Origin of the sequence: Micromonospora sp. L31, assembly GCF_052068075.1 — a bacterium.
In the GTDB taxonomy this organism is placed as follows: Bacteria; Actinomycetota; Actinomycetes; order Mycobacteriales; family Micromonosporaceae; genus Micromonospora; species Micromonospora purpureochromogenes.
The window spans coordinates 48,732-66,789 of sequence record NZ_JBQHDC010000018.1 but is presented as its reverse complement, the minus strand read 5'-3'; the positions used below and the strand labels follow the sequence as shown (position 1 = coordinate 66,789).

The window sequence follows — 18,058 nt, the reverse complement described above, 5'->3', positions numbered from 1 at the left end:
GATCTGGCGGCGAACATCCCAAGCCCGAGCCCGCCGATCCCACTACCAGCGCAGACAGGCCAAGTGACGTTGGAGTATTAAGTGCCACCCCTCGGGTCACGTGAGCAGCTTCGCCACTTCACGCCAGAGCTTGTCGAACGATCGGGAATTGGCCCGCGCGACGTGCAGGTCGAACTTGGCGGCGAGTGGTGCCTGATCCACCTTCGGCTTCTAGGGGTGACCGGCCATCCGTTCGCTGAGCCAGCCCATCGCATCTCGTTTGGCTTCGGGGTAGGCCGGTGGTTCGAGCACGTCAGGAAGGCCGCGCAGACCGCCAAGCGACTTCGCGGCGGCCAAGAACCACGCCTCGAACTCACGGTTGGCGAGGACCACGCAGACCTTAACATCCGGCCGGGCGGCCTGAGCCCGATGTAGCAGGCGTGGACCGAGGTCGGCGGGGCAGTGGTCGTCGGCGTCGAGCTCGTAGCTCAGGCTTGAGTGGCTTATCCCTGGCCGACCCGTCTCGCTCATGCGACTCTCCGCACTGCTGCTGTCGCCGCGACACCTAGCCTTGAGATCAGGCATCATCCTCTGCGCTGCTTGGGAAGCCCTGCAATGCAGTCTCACGATCTTGAGTGCGAGTGCTGGATAAGTGCATAGGCTCCGGCAGGGTTGTCGCATCGATCTGCCCTGTTACTGCCGCCGTGATGAGTGTTTGCTTACGTTCCTGAAGCAACTCAGTCTGTCTTTTGCGAATATTTTCAAGCTGACCTATCGAGGCTGTGCTGACATCCAGGAAGGTAGCGATGCGGCGCTGCTCGTCGAGCGGTGGGAGCGGAATGCGGAGCTGCTCGATGTCCGGCATGTAGATGGTCTTGTGCGTTGAGCCAGCGGCCACCCGTCGCAGGTCCGGTGCCATCGCCCGCAGGGCGTGCAGGAGATAGCGGCGGTCGAGCTGGTCCCCGCACGTCCAAGTGGCGAAATCCTGGCTGGTGGCGGCGTCCATGCCGAGGATCGCGGAGAATCCCACGGACGCGGTCCGCGACAGGATGACCGTCCCGGCGGGGTGCTTCACTGCGGAGGAGTTCGCGATCCCTAGTGCGCTGATCTTTTCCTTTGTCTCGCGGATGACATCGACAGTCCCGCTGCGTAGCTGCCAAACGTCAGCCAGCGTGACCCACGGGACCGTGCAGTTCTCCCAGTACTCCGGCCGTTGCCGGCTCGGTGTGTGCCCGGTGCCGAGCCGCGCCACGTAACGGATGGGCACCGTCGGCCATCGGGAGTTGGCCAGCCACGGCGCGATCTGGGTGCTCATGCGGTCACCTCGGACAGCAGCTTCTGGATTTCGGCTTCCAGTTCGCGGAGTTCGGCGTCGATCTCGGCGAGCGGTCTCGGCGGCGTGTAGACGTAGAAGTGCCGGGTGAAGGGGATCTCATAGCCGATCCGGGCGCGGCTGGTCGTACCCGTCTTGGCGTCCTTGATCTCGGCGATCCACGCGTCCGGAACGTGCGGGCGGACCTCCCGGGCGAAGTATTCGTCGATGTCCTCGACCAGCGGCACGTTCTCGTAGTCGCGCAGGTCGGGGTCGGGCAGCGGGTTGCCCTTGCGGTCGGTCTGCACCTCGCCGTCGGGGTCGCTGATCCCGATCGACGCCCAGATCGCCTTCTCGGTCGCCGCCACCGGCCAGAGCACCCCGGCCGATGCGACCGCGACGGTCAGCGCGTCCTTGGCCTCGGCCCGGGTCCACCAGACGGTGCCCAGCAGGGATTTGATCGCGTCCAGCAGCGCGTCGCGGTGGGCGTACCTCAGCAGCGGCTTGGCCTCGGCGAGCGCGGCCAGTGTATCGTCGCTGATCTCGAAGCGTTGCCGCAGCGGCCGGTCCACCGCGATGCGCTGGTAGCCGAAGTCCCGGTTGTCGAAGACCTTCACCTTGCCGTGCAGCGGGTGCTTCGGGTCATCGGCGACGTGCAGCGCGTCGGCGTAGAGCCGGGTGATCTCGCTGATCTGGGCCTCGGTGATCAGCTTGCGTTTCTCGCCGAGCGACTTGCGCATCCGGGCCCAGTGCTCCCGGGCGTCGAGCAGCACGACCTTGCCCTTGTGCTCGCGGGCCTTGCGGTTGGTGAGGATCCAGAAGTACGTGGAGATGCCGGTGTTGTAGAAGAGTTGGTCGGGCAGCGCGACGATGCCCTCCAACCAGTCGTTCTCCAGGATCCAGCGGCGGATCTCCGACTCGCCGGACCCGGCCGCCCCGGTGAACAGCGGCGACCCATTGAAGACGATCGCCACCCGGCTGCCCTTCTTGTCCGGCGGGTTCATCTTGGACAGCATGTGTTGCAGGAACAGGAGCGAGCCGTCGTTGATCCGGGGCAGCCCGGCACCGAACCGGCCGGCGTGGCCCTTGGCCTCGTGCTCGTCGACGACCGCCTCCTGCACCTTCTTCCACTCCACCCCGAACGGCGGGTTGGCGAGCATGTAGTCGAAGGTGCGGCCGGCGTGCCCGTCGTCGCTGAACGAGTTGCCGAGGACGATGTGTTCCTCGTCATGATCCGTGATCATCATGTCGGAGCGGCAGATCGCGTATGACTCTGCGTTCAACTCCTGCCCGAAGAGGAAGACGGAGAGGTCGGGGTTCAGTTCCTTGATCCGGTTGTCGGCCGCCGACAGGATCCCACCGGTGCCGCAGGCCGGATCGAGAATGTTGATCACGTCGCCGTCTCCGGTCAGGCGATCCGCGTCCGGTGCGATCAGCAGGTTGACCATCAGCTCGATTACTTCACGCGGAGTGAAGTGCTCACCGGCGGTGTTGAACTCCGAGAACTTCCGGATCAGCTCCTCGAACACGTACCCCATCTGGTGGTTGTCGACCTCGGTGAGGGAGAGGTCGACGTCGGCGAAGCGCTGCACCACCTTGTAGAGCAGGCCGGCGGAGTGCAGCCGGTTCACCTGGAGACGGAAGTCGTACTTGTCGATGATCTCCCGAGCGTTGGCGGAGAACCCGTTGAGGTAGTCGTTCAGGTTGGTGACCACGTTCGGCGCGTCGGCGCCGATGGTGGCGAAGCTCTGCCTGGACAGGTTGTAGAAGCGGAGCTTCGCCGCCGAACGCAGGGCGAAGTCCTGGTTGGCGATCTGCAACGTCTCGGCCCGTGCCCACACCTTCTCCCGGGTCGGCGCCATCACGCAGTCCATCCTGCGCAGCACGGTGAACGGCAAGATGACCTTGCCGTACTCGGACTGGCGGTAGTCGCCGCGGAGTAGGTCAGCCACCGACCAGATGAGGTTGGCCAGTTCGGTGTGCGAGGGCACTCGTCAGTTGCCTTTCGTGGGTCGCGGACGGGAGTTTGTGCGATCCGTAACGGGATCGGCGGGTGGTGGGATGAAGACGCCCGAGGTGAGGCCGTCCATCGCCAGCCGTACGACATCATCGCCAAGAGCCGCCGCGCGGTGCAGCACCCGGGTGAACTCGGCGAGCCGACGGAACTCCGCCGCGTAGCGGCGCTGCTCCGACAACGGTAACCGGGGCAGCTGCGCTCGCCGGACGTCGTACCGGAAGCTGCCCGTGCCGGTGATCGCCTGCCGCTTGTTCGCTTCGGCGCCGAGGAATCCGGCCAAGAAATACGGGTCGACCACCTCGGGGTCACAGCGCAGCAGGTGCCGGTCTGGCGCGGGCTCGCCGCGCTCGTCGGTGACCACCACCGGTGGCTCTTTCGGGTCGAGCGCCGGGACCAGGACGTCACCGGTTCGCAAACCACCCACGTCGGTGCGCGACAATTCACGGTTCAGGACCAGGTCCACCGCGCCGGACCGGATCAGCTCGGCGACCGACACGGTCGGCCCCCGGTTCGGCGTGCCGGCAACCGACATGGCCTTCGGTAGCTGTTCCGGCAGCGCGGCGAGCAGCGGTGCCAGCGCTGTCAGCGCTGCGGCGTGGTGGGCCGGCAGAGCTTCCGAGGTCCGCTGCACGTGACGGCTGGGGGACAGATCGACCTCGTCGTCGAGCAGCGTGATCACGGGTACGTCGGCGGTGACTCCCGGTTCGTCGCGGAACTGGTGCCACCAGTCGCCTTCGATCCGGCGCAACCGATCCCGGTCGAACCGGGTGCCGTCGACCATCCGGATCGAGCGGACGGGTTGCCAACCGTCGCCCGGCCGGCTCAGGATCCACAGGTGCACGCCGAGCCCGTGCCCGCTGGCCAGCCCTGAGGGAAGGGCGATCAGCTGGCGCAGGGCACCTTGACGCAGCATCTCGGCCCGTACCCGGCGGCCCGAGCGTCGGGCGGCCACGCTGGGCGGCAGGATCACGATCGCGGTGCCACCGGGCCGCAGGTGCGCGTAGCAGTGCTGCACCCAGGCCAGCTCGGAGTCGGCCCGGGACGGTAGGTCGAATTCCCACCTGGAGTCGTAGGCCAGCTCCTCGTGGCCCCAGTTCTTGCTGCCGAAAGGGGGATCACAGACCACTAGGGCGGCACCACCGCTGTGATCACCGCCATCTTGTGCGCGGAACTGATCGTCCCGCAGGGAGTCACCCTGTCGGATAGTGGCGGGCAGCACGTTCTGACCGAGCCGGAAGGCGGCGATCCGCGCCAGCGCGGGCACGATCTCCTGCCCGGCCAGCACTGCGCCAGCACCGAGTTTGCGCCCAAGCGCGTACAGCAGGTTGCCCGTGCCACAGGCGGGATCGAAGACCGCTCCCTCGTGCACGGGAGGCACCATCGCCGCGATCATGGCAGCGAGGTCGAGGGTGGTGGCGGCGGCCCCGCGTCCGCTTGACGAGTCGATGTACCGGCCGTGCAGTTCCTCGAAGACCGACCCGACGCCCTGCTCTTCGGCCACTCCTGCCACGCTGCGCCAGAACGGCACCTGACCCGGTCGTAACCCCGCTGCGAACGGGGTGTCGCCAGGCAGGGGGATCGAGCCGACGTGCGCGGTCACCGCCGCGGGCAGTTGCTCGGCGAGCGTGGCATCGGGCTGCGCTCGGAGTCGCTCCCAGTGCGGGCGGTCCTCGTCGATGAAGGTGAGGAAGGCGGCCACGTCGGCGAGGGTCTCGACCAGGCCCCAGTCTTCGGTGTAGGCCCGTAGTTCCTGCCAGAGGCGGTCCTCGGCCGCAAGGCGGTCAAGCTTCCCGTACGCCGTCAGCCACGACTCGATCTCGTCCAGTCGGAAGGTCGGGCTGGCGGGGGTGCCACCGACCGGTGTGGGGAAGTCGGCGTGCCGGCGGCGCCAGTTGGAGACCGCGGCCCGCCCGACGCCCGCAATCCGTGCCACCTCGGCGGCGGTGACCTCGGCCACGCTCTCTCCCCGTGTGATCATGCCACATCCTAAGCCAACAACGATCTTCTTGTGAAGTGCCTAGCTTCCCTGCGACTACGTGTTGACAGTGATTTCAGGTTGACAGTCGGGCAAGACGTGTTCACGATGGTTCCTGCCTGAATCGACCGAGAGGAACCCTCGTGACTTCCGTGAGCATCTATCGACTCGTCTGGCCGGACCTGGAGGCGGCGATCCGCACCGATCTCGAAGATGTGGTTCGCCATGACCTCGACCTCGCCGGACACCACGCGATTCGGCTCGACCGTGCCACCAGCGCCCACCCGCCCGACTGGGCCAAGGCCCTCAACGAGATGACCGGCCTGCCCTTCGAGGAGCCGGTTCGCTCTGCGGCCGCCCTGCTGCTGATTGAGATCGATGATGTTGCCTTCGCCCTCAGCTTCGGTCACGGCCGGCACCTGCTCGACCGGTTCGCCTGGGAGCGGGACTTCGGGCTGCACGTCGCACTGCGGACGCTGCGCGCCGACCGGATTGCCGAACTGGCCCGGACCACGCTCGACACCACCGCCCGCCTCGACCTGACGAACATGCCGGGCGGAGCTGTCGTACGCGCCTTCGGCATAGCGGAGCATGCCGAACTGGTCAAGCGGATCGCCGGTCAGTCCGACAGCCTGGAGCTGAGCTGGATGGGCGGCCGGCCCAGCCGGGTGCGGCTCGACGGGCGGGACGCGCTGAAGCTGCGGGTCGCGGTGAAGCCGGCGGATCTGATCCAAGACCTGCGCACGGTCCAGGCTGCGGCCGAGCTGCCAGCCGTACCTGAGCTGTCCTTCATGGAGGGGATCCGGCCGGTTCCCCCGGGTGTCCGTCGTGCTGCCGCCTCGGAGGCCCTCAACCGAGAACTGCGGCTGCATGACAGCCCTCGGCTCGGCTTCTGCCTGCCAGCGGAACTGCTCGGCCAAGAGGTTGACGGCCTGGTCGTGGAGTCCCGGGGTGAAAGCCGAGTGGTCGAGGAGATGACCGTGGAACAGGTGGTCTCGCTACTCCCCGCCGAGCCAGCGGAGGGGTTGGATGCGCTCTACGCCGCGAGAGTGCTGGTGAGCGTCGCCGACCTTCCCGCTCCGGTCGAGACGTCACTCGCGGAGTGGATCGCCGCCGACCTGATCGCCGGTGACGAGCGGTACGTGTTCCAGCAGGGTGAGTTCTACCGGGTCTCCGACGCCTACCGGGAGACCCTCCACAGGGAAGCCGAGCGCCTGATGTCTCAGCCGATCGGCTGGGAGTTGCCGGCGTGGCCGTCTGGTGAGAGCGAGCGCCGCTACAACGAGCGGGTCGGGGGCGACGGCGGCTTCGTCAGCCTGGACCGGGACCTTGCCCGCACCGTCACACACCCGCGTGGCATTGAGATCTGTGACCTGATCAGCCCGGACAACCAGCTCGTCTGCGTGAAGCGCGCAGACCGCTCCGCTCCCCTGAGCCACCTCTTCAGCCAGGCCGTCGTGGCCGCCGAGGCGATCCTAGACGGGGAGCAGGCCTGGCAGGAGCTGCTCGCGCGCCTACCTGCTGACCGGCGGGCCGCGGTACCCCGCCGACCGGGCTTCGTCTTCGCGATCCAGCTCACTAAGGGTGAGCTGACGCCGGACTCCCTGTTCACCTTCTCCCAGGTGACGCTCTATCGCGCCGCCCGGCACCTGCACCGACTCGGCATGGACGTCTCGGTCGTGGCGATACCCACCCGCAAATAGTTGAGGACGGTGTCCGTCGGCCGCGGCGGAACTGGCCTGCTCGGCTGCGTCCACCCTTAATGCGTCGGTCGGCGGTGGCGGGCAGGTACTTTTCAGCGACCTCACAGCGCCCCTGGCTAAAGTGCCAAGGCGTCACCATCCCGCTCCAGGGTGGAGTGGGGGCACTGTCCCACGGGAGTTCCGATGGTCTTCAAGAAGATGCTGAGCGCGTTCGGTGTGGGTGGGCCCAGCGTCGACACGGTCCTGGCCAACCCGAACACCCGGCCGGGCCTGACCCTCGACGGGCAGGTCGACCTCGTCGGCGGCGACGCCCCGGCGAACATCGAGCAGATCACCGTCGGCCTGGTCACCCGGGTGGAGATCGAGAGCGGCGACACCGAGTACGCCGGCATCATGGAGTTCCAGCGGATGGCGGTCAGCGGGCCGTTGCAGCTGGCGCCGAAGCAGCAGCTGTCGATCCCGTTCCAGCTGCCGGTGCCGTGGGAGGCCCCGATCACCGACGTCTACGGCCAGCGCCTGCGTGGGATGACGATGGGTCTGCGTACCGAACTGGCGATCGCCCGGGCGGTCGACAAGAGCGACCTGGACCAGGTCAACATCCATCCGCTGCCGGTGCACGAGCGGATCCTGGAGGCCTTCCAGCGGCTGGGCTTCCGGTTCAAGCACGCCGACCTGGAGCGCGGTCACCTCCGCGGCACCCAGCAGACGCTGCCGTTCTACCAGGAGATCGAGTTCTTCGCCGCGCCGCAGTACGCCCAGGCGGTCACCGAGGTCGAGCTGACCTTCGTGACCAGCCCGCACGGCGTCGAGGTGATCCTCGAGTGCGACAAGCGCGGTGGCTTCCTCAGCGCGGGCCACGACGCGTTCGGCCGGTACACCGTCTCGCACGCCGACGCCGACCGGGTCGACTGGGCGCAGGTCGTCGATGGCTGGCTGCGCGAGACCACCTCCCGCTACGGCAGCCTGCGCGCCGCCGGCTTCGGCGCCCCGCACGGGTACGGCCGCCGAGGTAACGGTATGGGCGGCATGGTCGCCGGGGCGGCCCTCGGCGTCGCCGGTGGCCTGGTCGCCGGGGAGATGATCGAGGACGCCTTCGAGGGTGACTTCGGTGGCGGTGACTTCGGCGGCGACTTCGAGTGAGCCGACGCGACGACGGCCCCCGGGACTCATCCCGGGGGCCGTCGTTCTCACGGCGTTGATCTTGTGGGTCAGTGACGGGCCTTGCGCTCTTCACTGCTGCGGAAGTTGCTGCCGGCCTTGGCCAGGCCCCGGCTGCCCAGATAACCGATGGTCAGCAGGGTGATGAAGAACCAGGCCTGCGGGGCGCGGAAGATGTCCACCCCGACCGAGTTCTTACCGACGAGGAATGACGCGGCCAGTATGCCGATCACGCCGGCGATGTAGACCCAGAACTCCGTCGTACGCAGCGACGGCTTGGTCTCGGTGCCGGGTGCCTGCATTACCTGCTCGCGGCGCCCGTCGCCCATCATCGGCATCGGACGGGTCGGAGCCTCGTTCATCGCCGCCCGGTTGGGCGCGTCCTGCATCGGCCGGTTGATGGGCCTGGTGGATGCAGCCTGCGTGCTCATCTGGTCCTCCTCAGGATTTGATGAGTACCTGCACTCCCTCGCCCCGCTACCGCGTTTCGGCCACGGCACGGTTCGCGTTCATGGCGCGGGCAACCTCCGTCTACCCGACGCCCCCGAGAGGTAACACCGGCTCACCAGCGGATTGCGGCCGCGCCGGTGGCGCCCTGCGGGGAGAGCGCCACCGGCGTGGTACGTCAGCGCAGGCCGTTGCGCACGGCCACCCGGACGAGCAGCTCCGGGTCGTCGGTGATGATGCCGTCCACCCCCAGGTCGATCACCCGCTGCATGACCGCCGGGTCGTTGACGGTGTACGGCACGACCGTGAGCCCGTACCGCCGCTGCAGCTCCGGCACGCGGGGGCCGTGGAAGTAGGCCGGGTCCTCCCGCAGGTACCAGTCGGCCGAGGCGACCGTGCCCTGGGCCGGGTCGTGCACCTGCCAGTTGGCGGAGACCGTCGTGGCGCCGGAGGCGCGGACCAGCTTGCCGAGGTCCTGGTGCTGCCACCAGTCGAGGCCGCCGGTCCACGGGCTCTTGACCGACGGGTCGCCGTGGACGGCGCGCAGCGAGCATTCGTCGGCGAGGGAGGCGCACTCGGCCGGGCCGTACTGCCAGACCAGGGCGACCGTCTCGATGCGCGGGTCCAGTCGGTGGGCGTAGCGGATGGTGCGCCAGTCGAACGACTGGATCGTGGTCCGGCCGGTGAAGCCGGCCCGCTGGATCGCGCCGACCAGTTTGCGGGTGAAGCTCGGGTACGGCTCGGTGTCGTCGACCAGCGGGCTGATCTTCGTCTCCACGTTCAGCCGGACGTCGTCGCGGCCGCTGGCGCGCACCAGGGCGAACACCTCGTCGAGGGTGGGAATCCGGGCGCCGGGCGCGGCCACCTGGGCCGGGAACTCCGACAACGTCCGCGAGCCGCAGTCGACGGTCCTCAGCTGGGCCAGGGTCAGCTCGTGCACCAGCTTGCCGACGTAGGGGAACTGCGGGTCGCCCGGGCGGGCCGGCGCGGTGTCGACGCAGTGCGAGCCGTTGACGGTCCGGTCGTGCAGCACCACCAGGTGCCCGTCGGCGGTGACGCCGGTGTCCAGTTCCAGGGTGGAGATCGCCGGGTGCTCCAGCGCGTGCGCGAAGGCGGGCAGGGTGTTCTCCGGGCGGGTGGCCCGGCCGCCGCGGTGCGCCTGGATGTCGAACGACGAGGCGTGCGTCGCGGGCAGTTTCCGGCCGCGGGTGGCCAGCAGGTCGCGGAGCCGGTCCGGGTAGTCGGTGATGAGGCCGTCGACCCCGTCGTCGAGCAGCTTCGCCATGGTCGGCACGTCGTTCACGGTCCACGGGATCACCTTGATCCCGTGGCGGTGCGCGTGCTCCACCATGTCCTTTGTGACGTACGGCCGGTAGCCGGGGTCGGTGACGGTGCCGTTCTGCGGGAAGCCGTGTACCGGGGAGAACGCGCTCGCGCCGAAGCTGCGCACGGCCCGGATCGGGTCGCCGGCGAAGTCGTCAATGTCCAGGCCGCCGAGCCAGGGCGACGCGCCGGGGCGGCCGACCTGGAGGAAGTCGTAGTTGGTCAGGGCGACCAGGGGCAGCCGCGGCTCGACCTGGCGCATCCGCATCAGCGCGCCCCAGTCGAAGCTCTGGACGGTGACCTGCTTGAGCAGCCCGGCGGCACGGACCTCCCGGGCGGTCACCTGGACGAACTGCTCGCGGGGCGCGGTCTCGGTGGGCGCGCCGGCCTCCACCTTGGTCTCCACGTTGAGCGTCACGTCGTCGGCCCGGTAGCGCTTGACCAGGTCGAAGACCTCCCGCAGCAGGGGCATCCGGGCGCCGGGCACGGCCAGCTGGCCGGGCTTGTCCGGCAGGGTCCGGGAGCCGCAGTCGAGGGTGCGCACCTGGGCCAGGGTGAGGGTGTTGACGTATCTGCCGACGTACGGGAACTCCGGGTCCCCGGGGCGCACCGGGGCGGTGTCCACGCACTTGGCGCCGCTGACCCTGCGGTCGTGGGTCACCACGGCCTGGCCGTCCTCGGTGATCTGCACGTCCAGTTCCAGCGTGTTCACGCCGAGCTGCAGGGCGTTGCCGAACGAGGCGAGGGTGTTCTCCACCCGCAGCCCGAGGCCCCCGCGGTGGGCCTGGAGGTCGAAGGTCCGCTCCGGTCCCGGCCGCGCCTCGGCGGGCGCGGCCAGACCGGATGTCACGGTCGCCACCACCAGGGCGGCGATGGCGGTACGGCGCATTCTGCGCACGCTGTCTCTCCTACGGGGGCGGGCGGTTCCCGCCAACCCGCCGGTCAGCATGGGCAGCGGGAACGGCCGGCAGGCGAGCGGCGGGCGGCCGGCCGGTGAACCGGCGCGGACCGGTTTGGTCGCGGCCTGGCCGGGCAGGCAGTGGATTACTGCCAGATCTGCGAGGTGATGGACGTGCGTGACAACGACACGATGCGGGAGTCAACCCGGCTGGCCGAGGAGCGCCTCACCGCCGGCGTCTACGGCGAGGGCGCCCTGGACGAGGTGACCGTGCCGCAGACGGATGTGCTGCGGGTGATCCAGGAGCAGGATCCGGACGATCCGGCCGACGCTCCGGTCGACCCGAACGTGCTGCGCGACGGCGGCCCGACCCGGGGGCAGGGCGCGATCACCACCACCGGCGGCACCGCCGGCCCGGCCAGTGTGCGCCGGTTGGCCCGCCAGCCGGAGCGACACCGCGGCAAGGTCGCCCCGACCACCACCGGCGACGCCACCACGGGCGGCCTGAGCACGCCCGCCGGTGGCTCGACGAGCGACAAGTCCTCGACCGGCTCCCAGGTGGGCAACTTCACCAACGATCGCGCGAACCCCGGCTGACCCGGTCCCGCGACGATCGCGTTGAACAGCGAAGCAGTGGCCTCACCCGCACGGGTGAGGCCACTGCTGTCCACATCGCTCCTCGCCGGCGCAGCCGGGAGCAGGCGTCAGGACGTGGGGCGGAGCACGCCGAGCCGCTGGGTGGCCCGGGTCAGCGCCACGTAGAGGTCGCTGCGCCCGCGCGGGGACTCGGCGACGATGGCGTCCGGGTCGACCACCAGGACGGAGTCGAACTCCAGGCCCTTGGCCTGACCCACGGTCAGCACCACCACCCGGCTCTCCAGCTCCGGCTGCTCGCCGACCGCCGCCTCCGGCAGCGCCTCCACCACCGCGGCCGCCAGCTCGTCGGCCCGGCCCGCCGGCACGATCACCCCGAGCCGCCCGTCGTCCAGCCCGGCGGCCTCCCGGGTGGTCGCCGCCACCAGCTCGCCGGCCAGGCCGGCCGCGTCCACCGCGCGGTCCCACGGCGGTACGCCGCCGGCGCGTACCGAGCGGGGTGGACGCAGCGCGGGGTCGATCTCGGCGAGCACCTCGGCGGCCACCGCCATGATCTCGGCGGGGGTGCGGTAGCTGACGGTCAGCTCCTCCAGCCGCCAGCGCCGGGCCACGTACGGCTCCAGCGCGTCGGCCCAGGACGGGGTGCCGGCCAGCGCGCCGGTCTGCGCCACGTCACCGACGATGGTCATCGACCGGCTCGGGCAGCGGCGCATCAGCAGCCGCCAGGCCATCGGCGACAGCTCCTGCGCCTCGTCGACGATCACGTGCCCGAAGGCCCAGCTCCGGTCGGCGGCGGCCCGCTGCGCGGTGGTCAGCCGGTCGGCCTCCTCCTGCCGCTCCAGCAGCCGGTCGGCGTCGATCAGGTCGGTGACGCCGAGGATCTCGCCACCGTCGGCCTCGTCCTCGACGTCGATCGAGCGGGAGCCCTTCCAGATCTCCAGCACGCCCTCGGCGTACTCGCGCTGGAACGAGCGGATCCGCTCGCGGCGGGCCGCGGCGGCCCGCTCGTCCTCCCCGAGCAGCTCGGCGGCCTCGTCCAGCAGCGGCACGTCGGCCGGCGTCCAGCCGCCCGGCTCCCGGTGCAGCAGCGCGCGCTCGGCGTCGGTGAGCATCGGCGCGGCCGCGGCGATCCGGTCGGTCGAGGCGTACAGGTCGGCGAGCAGGCGCTGCGGGGTGAGCACCGGCCACAGCTCGTCGAGCGCGGCCCGGATGCCGGGCTCCTCGCGCAGCTCCCGGCGGATCTCGGCGCGGTCGGCCTCCTCCAGCAGGTTCTCCCCGCCCAGCGGGTCGGCGCCGATCCGCTCGGCGATCTGCGCGGCGAGCGCGTGGACGACCTCGACGTCGAACACGGCGCGGGCCAGGTTGTGCGGGCGGCCGGAGCGGCGGGCCCGGTCGCGGGCCTGGCGGACCATCTCCGGGTCGAGCCGGACCGTGTCCCGCTCGATCTCGATCTCCAGCGGCTCGTCGGGCACCCACTGCCGGTCGTGGACCGCGGCGGCCAGCACCTCGGTCATCACCGTCCGCCCCTTGAGCGCCGCCGTCTCGGCCGGTTCGGCCCGCCGCGCGCTGACGCCGGGGAAGAGGTCCCCGGGGGTACGCAGCAGCACGCCCGTCTCGGCCAGCGTGGGCAGCACCTGCGAGATGTAGCGCAGGAAGGTCGCGTTCGGGCCGACCAGCAGCACGCCCCGGCTGGAAAGCTCCCGCCGGTGGGTGTAGAGCAGGTACGCCGCGCGGTGCAGCGCGACGGCGGTCTTGCCGGTGCCGGGGCCGCCCTGCACCACCAGCACGCCCGGCAGGTCGGCCCGGATCACCCGGTCCTGCTCGGCCTGGATGGTCTCCACGATGTCGCGCATCCGCCCGGTCCGGCCGGCGTTGAGCGCGGCGAGCAGGGACGCCTCGCCGGTCAGCTCCTCGTGGGCGGTGGGGGAGGCGGTGGCGAGGTCGAGCACCTCGTCGTTGAGTCCGGTCACCTTCCGCTGCCGGGTACGCAGGTGCCGGCGCCGCTTGACGCCCTGCGGGTTGGCGGCGGTGGCGAGGTAGAACGGCCGGGCGGCGGGGGCCCGCCAGTCCATCAGCAGCGGGTCGTAGTCGCCGGTGGTGTCGAAGATGCCGATCCGGCCGATGTAGTGCCGGGCCCCGTCGGTGTCGTCGAGCCGGCCGAAGCAGAGCCCGTTCTCCACGGCGGAGAACTGCTCGACCTGGTCGGCGTACATCTGGACCGCGCTGTCGCGCTGGGACCGGGCCTGCAACGTGCCCCCGGTGTTCCGCAGTTCCTCGGTGAGCCGCTGGGCGGCCTGCTCACGCATGTCGTCCAGCCGGCCGTAGAGCAGCGAGACGTACTCCTGCTCGCGGCCGATCTCGTCGTCGTGCCGGTGCGCGACGGAACCGTCGGATTGCGTTGACAAGCCGTCTCCTCGTCAATTAAGATGGGTCCAGGAATGGCCGTTGTTGCCATTCCTTTTTTGTGGCCGAACTGAGAAAGATACCGCGTCGCGACCCGCCGCACCAAGCATCCCGGCCGCAGACGCCCACGTCACACCTCCCGCCACCCTCTCGCCCGCCCGTCCCTCGACGGCGGCATCCGCGTGGCATCGCGCTGATCCCCGGCCAGCCGTCCGCTGGCGCACTTTCGGGCAAAGAGCACCTCAGCGCGCCGATCCCGCCGGGCCGCCCGCTGGCGCGCTTTCCGGAAAAGAGTGCCCTGACCGCGCTGGTCCCCCCGGACCGCCCGCTCGCGCGCTTTCCGAGAAAGAGTGCCCTCACGGTGCCGGATAACCACGCTTTCTCCGAAAGAGGCCCCGACCGGGCGGGCGGGGTGGTGGGGGAGGGATGGGTGGGGTCAGCGGCGGCGGGTGCAGGCCTCGGGGGCGCGGGCGACGGTGTCGGTGGACCAGACCACGGCGACGGTGAAGCAGTAGTCGTTGGTGCGGTCCAGGCCGTAGACGACGAAGCTGTTCGTGCCGGCGGGCAACTCCTGGAAGGCGCGCGGGTCCTGCCCGGCGCGGCCGCCGGAGATGACCACCGGCCCCTCCGCGCCCGCCGGGTACTCCCAGTCCAGCGCGATGTTGTCGCGCCGGTCGCGCAGGGTCACGCGGGCCGGTGGGGTGCCGGGCGGGGCGGCGACCCCGGCGCCGGTCGGCGCGGACGACGCGGTGGGGCTCGGCGGGCCGGTCGGCGCGGCGGCGGGCGGCGGGTCGTCGCCACCGCCGTCGACCTGGGACACCCCGGCGACCACCGCGACGGTGCCCAGCACCACCACGGTCAGCCCGGCGACCACGGCCGGGGTCGCCCGGTTACGGCGCGGCGGCGGCGCGTGGTGCCGGGGCACCACCACCGGCAGCAGCCGGGACTCCTCCGGGTGGCGCTGACCCACCCGGTGCACCCCGTCGGCCTCCTCGGCGTACCCGTTGGCCAGCCCGACCACGGACGGGGGGACCGGCTCGTGCGCGGCCGGCTCCGGCACGGCGACCGGCTCCGGCGGCCACCAGTCGGCGTACGGGTCGTCGGCCTCCGGGGTGTCGGCGTCCTCGGTGGGCAGCCGCTGGCCGGGCACCGTCGGCGGGTACGCCTGGTCGGTCGCCGCCGGCCCCACCGGCCAGGCGGGCGGCTCGGGCGGCCCCTCGTCGGCCGGGGCGGTGCGGGCGGCCGGCACCACCGGGGCGTCCCGCTCCGGGGGCGGCTCGTCGTCGCAGACGTGGTCCGGGTCGGCGGCCGCCCGGGCCAGGACCGCGACCTGCCGGGCCAGCGGGTCGTCGGCGGGCAGGTGCTGCCGGGCCAGTTCGCGGGCGAGCGCCAGGTTGTCGTGCGCCTCGGTGAACCGGCCGCAGTCGCGCTGCATCGCGCCGAGCCGGGCCAGCATCTTGATGCCGCTGGGGTTGCCGTCGCCGTAGACCTCGCGGTGCAGCTCCCAGGCGTCCTGCAGGCGTTCCCGGGCCTGCGCGCACTGACCTCGGGCGTACTCCACGGTGGCCAGGTCGGCGTGCGCGGCGAGCACCCGCAGCGACTCCGGCCCGTCGCGGGCGGTCAGTTCCAGGATCACCTCGGAGTAGAGCCGCGCGGCGCGGGCGTTGCTGCCGACCCGGTGCAGCACGGCGGCCAGCGTCGCTCCCGCCGAGATCGTCCGCTCGTCCGAGCGCCCGTAGAGCCGGGTGGCGGCCGCGTACGCGAAGGCCGCCCAGCCGCGCGCGGAGTGCGGCTCGCCGAGCGCGACCAGCACCCGCGCCTGGAGCCCGGCGGCGTCGGCCAGCTCGGGGGAGGCGTGGTCGGGCCGGGGGTCGACGTCGGTCAGCGCGTCGGCGAGCAGTCGCTGCGCGCCGGCCAGGTCGCCGGCGGACACCAGGTGGTGCGCCTGGAGGGTCAGTTCACCGAAGCCGGAGGGCACGCCCCATCGTGCTCGTCCGGCCACGGGTTGTACAAGCCCCGACGGTGATCGGAGTCGTCAACCGGTCAGGTGGGCGACCAGCGTCTCGCTGATCCGGCGCAACTGGTCGACCTGGGCCGGGCTGAGCGCGTCGAAGAGGTGCCGGCGTACCCCCTCGACGTGGCCGGGCGCGGCGGCGGCGAGCACCGCGAAGCCGTGGTCGGTGAGGACGGCGACCTGGCCGCGCCGGTCGGTCGGGCAGTCCTCGCGCCGGAGCCACCCGGCCGCCTCCAGCCGGGCTGCGGCGTGCGAGAGCCGGCTGCGCGAGGAGCCGGTCAGGTCGGCCAGCTCGCTCATCCGCAGTTGCCGCCGAGGGGCCTCGGAGAGCCGGACCAGGATCTCGTAGTAGGCGTGCGGCATCCCCGCGTCGCGTTGCAGCTCGCGGTCGAGGGTGTCCATCAGCGCCCGGGAGGCGGTCAGGAAGGCCCGCCAGGTGCGCTGCTCGTCGGGGTCCAGCCACCGGGTCATGGCGTCCATCATAGCGGCAATGGTTGAACGCTCAACCAAACCGCGTTAGCGTGGACTGCATGGGAATCCACCGCCTCAACCACGCCGTCCTGTACGTCAGCAACCTCGACCGCAGCGTCGCCTTCTACCGCGACGTGCTGGGCTTCCGGCCGGTGGCGATGACCCCGGACGGGTTCCGTGGCGCCGCGTTTCTCCAGGCGCCCGACTCCGCCAACGACCACGACCTCGGCCTGTTCGAGATCGGCGCGGCGGCCGGCCGCTCGCAGGCCGGGCGGGCCACCGTCGGCCTCTACCACCTGGCCTGGGAGCTGGACACCCTCGACGAGCTGGGCGCCACCGCCGAGCGGCTGGCCGCCGCGGGCGCGCTGGTCGGCACCTCCGACCACGGCACCACCAAGAGCCTCTACGGGCAGGACCCGGACGGCCTGGAGTTCGAGATCGTCTGGATCGTCCCGGCCGACCTGCTCGACGACGAGGCGCTGGCGGCGCGCAAGCGGATCGGCCGGCTGGACCTCGACCGGGAGCGGCGACGCTACGGCGGCCAGACCCGGGGCGGGGTGGGTATCTCCATCCCGGCCTGAGGCCGCCGTACGGTACAACGATGGCCACCGACACCGTCCTGCGTGAACTGCTCGTCCGGCAGCTCGACCACTGGCTGCCGGGGGCGCTGCACCGTTCCCGGCGGGCCACCCTCGCCCTGTCGTACCCCGATCCCGACGCCGCCGAGGCGGCGCTGCGGGTGGTGGCCGAGTTCGCCGACCGGCTGCGCGGGCGGCGGCTGACCGTCCTGGTGCTCGCCGGCGGTGGGCCCGACCTGCCGGCCCGGCTCGGTCCGGTCGAGGCGACGCTGCCGGCCGACGTGGCCGTGCACCTGGTCCCGGGGGACGCGTCCCGACTGCCGGTGGTGCTCAAGGCGGCCGGCGCGGCCGGCGCGCCGCTGCTGACCATGGTGGACGCCGCGGCCGCCGAGCCGGCGCTGCTGGCCGCCGCGGCGACCGGTCGCCCGGCCGAGCTGCTGCTCAGCGCCCCCGCGCCGGTGTCGCTGCGGCCGGCCCTGACCGGCGCCGGCTTTGCGCTGGTCACCGAGGTCGAGCTGGTGCCGGCCGACGGGTCGCCGGCCCGGCGGGTGGCGTTCGGCACCGGGCTGGAGAAGAGCCTGGAGGCGTTCAAGGACGCGCTGTGGGAGGTCGACGAGTTCGCCGGGGTGCGCTACCGCGACCCCGAGGACCCGGCGGGCGGGCTGCTCGACATCGCCCTGCACCCCGAGCCGGGGCCGCTGCGCCGCGAGCTGCTGGCCGAGCTGGCCCGTTCCGGTCCGCGTACGGTCACCGAGCTGCGCCGGCACACCCTCACCGCGACCGTCTACCGGGCCGCGGACACCGTCGGCGCGCTCACCAGCCTGCTGCACTCCGGCGCGGTGCGCCGCGACCCGGAGCACGGCCGGCTCGGCGGCGACGTGCTGATCACCGCCGGCCCGGCCGCAGCCGCCCGGTCAACTGCTTGACCAGCACCGACGCGCCGGTGGCCACCACCGGCGATGCTGAACACCAGCTGCCCGCAGACACCGCCCGGGCGACCTGCCCCTGGGCGCTCACGTCGCCGTAGCCGACGGTGGTCAGGATGGCCAGCGCGAAGTAGAGCGCGCCGCGGACGCCGCCGCCAGCGGCGGAACGGCGAAGCCGCCGCCGGGCCGGGGGCCGCGGGTACGGGCCGTCGAACGTCGAGCGGGGTGCCGGTGAATCACCGGCACCCCGCTCGACGTCG

At 71.4% G+C, this 18,058-nt stretch carries 15 protein-coding genes; 5 read left to right on the top strand and 10 right to left on the bottom strand.

Going from position 1 to position 18,058, the window contains the following annotated elements; all coding sequences use genetic code 11:
• Positions 1-210 precede the first annotated feature (210 nt).
• The 4 genes from ACTMS9_RS29560 to ACTMS9_RS29545 are packed head-to-tail and all read right to left on the bottom strand — an operon-like array spanning position 211 to position 5,286.
• Positions 211-510 carry a hypothetical protein gene (locus tag ACTMS9_RS29560; RefSeq protein WP_441166544.1) on the bottom strand — a complete coding sequence of 100 codons (300 nt, stop codon included), beginning with the start codon at positions 508-510 and terminating at the stop codon, positions 211-213.
• A gap of 46 nt (positions 511-556) precedes the next feature.
• Positions 557-1,294, bottom strand: coding sequence for a restriction endonuclease subunit S (locus ACTMS9_RS29555; protein ID WP_441166543.1), 738 nt, complete (start codon positions 1,292-1,294; stop codon positions 557-559).
• Positions 1,291-3,282 carry a type I restriction-modification system subunit M gene (locus tag ACTMS9_RS29550; protein WP_441166542.1) on the bottom strand — a complete coding sequence of 664 codons (1,992 nt, stop codon included), beginning with the start codon at positions 3,280-3,282 and terminating at the stop codon, positions 1,291-1,293. Before ACTMS9_RS29550 ends, ACTMS9_RS29555 begins: the two co-directional genes overlap by 4 nt.
• A 3-nt stretch (positions 3,283-3,285) precedes the next feature.
• A complete protein-coding gene (locus ACTMS9_RS29545) occupies positions 3,286-5,286 on the bottom strand; it encodes an N-6 DNA methylase (RefSeq protein WP_441166541.1) in 2,001 nt (666 codons plus the stop codon).
• Between the two features lie 140 nt (positions 5,287-5,426).
• Here ACTMS9_RS29545 and ACTMS9_RS29540 point away from each other — a divergent pair, with 140 nt between their 5' ends.
• Both ACTMS9_RS29540 and ACTMS9_RS29535 read left to right on the top strand, forming a co-directional pair.
• Positions 5,427-6,986: a DUF6119 family protein gene (locus ACTMS9_RS29540; protein ID WP_441166540.1), complete on the top strand. Its 1,560-nt coding sequence runs from the start codon at positions 5,427-5,429 to the stop codon at positions 6,984-6,986.
• Between the two features lie 183 nt (positions 6,987-7,169).
• Positions 7,170-8,126: a sporulation protein gene (locus tag ACTMS9_RS29535; RefSeq protein ID WP_441166539.1), complete on the top strand. Its 957-nt coding sequence runs from the start codon at positions 7,170-7,172 to the stop codon at positions 8,124-8,126.
• Between the two features lie 68 nt (positions 8,127-8,194).
• Here ACTMS9_RS29535 and ACTMS9_RS29530 read toward each other — a convergent pair whose 3' ends face one another.
• A complete protein-coding gene (locus tag ACTMS9_RS29530) occupies positions 8,195-8,575 on the bottom strand; it encodes a hypothetical protein (protein WP_334574741.1) in 381 nt (126 codons plus the stop codon).
• 194 nt (positions 8,576-8,769) lie between these two features.
• Positions 8,770-10,803 carry a glycerophosphodiester phosphodiesterase family protein gene (locus ACTMS9_RS29525; protein WP_441166547.1) on the bottom strand — a complete coding sequence of 678 codons (2,034 nt, stop codon included), beginning with the start codon at positions 10,801-10,803 and terminating at the stop codon, positions 8,770-8,772.
• A gap of 183 nt (positions 10,804-10,986) precedes the next feature.
• Here ACTMS9_RS29525 and ACTMS9_RS29520 point away from each other — a divergent pair, with 183 nt between their 5' ends.
• Positions 10,987-11,409 carry a hypothetical protein gene (locus ACTMS9_RS29520; RefSeq protein WP_441149303.1) on the top strand — a complete coding sequence of 141 codons (423 nt, stop codon included), beginning with the start codon at positions 10,987-10,989 and terminating at the stop codon, positions 11,407-11,409.
• Between the two features lie 107 nt (positions 11,410-11,516).
• Here ACTMS9_RS29520 and ACTMS9_RS29515 read toward each other — a convergent pair whose 3' ends face one another.
• From ACTMS9_RS29515 to ACTMS9_RS29505, 3 genes are all read right to left on the bottom strand, one after another.
• The gene (locus ACTMS9_RS29515) at positions 11,517-13,811 is read right to left on the bottom strand and encodes a HelD family protein (protein ID WP_441166538.1); all 2,295 of its coding nucleotides are present in this window, start codon (positions 13,809-13,811) and stop codon (positions 11,517-11,519) included.
• 434 nt (positions 13,812-14,245) lie between these two features.
• Positions 14,246-15,787, bottom strand: a complete 1,542-nt coding sequence (locus tag ACTMS9_RS29510; protein WP_441166537.1) for a tetratricopeptide repeat protein — start codon at positions 15,785-15,787, stop codon at positions 14,246-14,248.
• A gap of 57 nt (positions 15,788-15,844) precedes the next feature.
• A complete protein-coding gene (locus tag ACTMS9_RS29505; protein ID WP_441166546.1) occupies positions 15,845-16,303 on the bottom strand; it encodes a MarR family winged helix-turn-helix transcriptional regulator in 459 nt (152 codons plus the stop codon).
• Positions 16,304-16,353: 50 nt separating this feature from the next.
• Between ACTMS9_RS29505 and ACTMS9_RS29500 the strand changes: the two genes are divergently transcribed.
• Positions 16,354-16,875, top strand: a complete 522-nt coding sequence (locus ACTMS9_RS29500; protein WP_441149300.1) for a VOC family protein — start codon at positions 16,354-16,356, stop codon at positions 16,873-16,875.
• 20 nt (positions 16,876-16,895) lie between these two features.
• On the top strand, positions 16,896-17,798 hold the full coding sequence (locus ACTMS9_RS29495; RefSeq protein WP_441166536.1) for a hypothetical protein: 903 nt from the start codon (positions 16,896-16,898) through the stop codon (positions 17,796-17,798).
• Here the strand turns inward: ACTMS9_RS29495 and ACTMS9_RS29490 are convergent.
• Positions 17,758-17,889: a hypothetical protein gene (locus tag ACTMS9_RS29490; RefSeq protein ID WP_441166535.1), complete on the bottom strand. Its 132-nt coding sequence runs from the start codon at positions 17,887-17,889 to the stop codon at positions 17,758-17,760. The genes ACTMS9_RS29495 and ACTMS9_RS29490 overlap by 41 nt on opposite strands.
• Positions 17,890-18,058 lie beyond the last annotated feature (169 nt).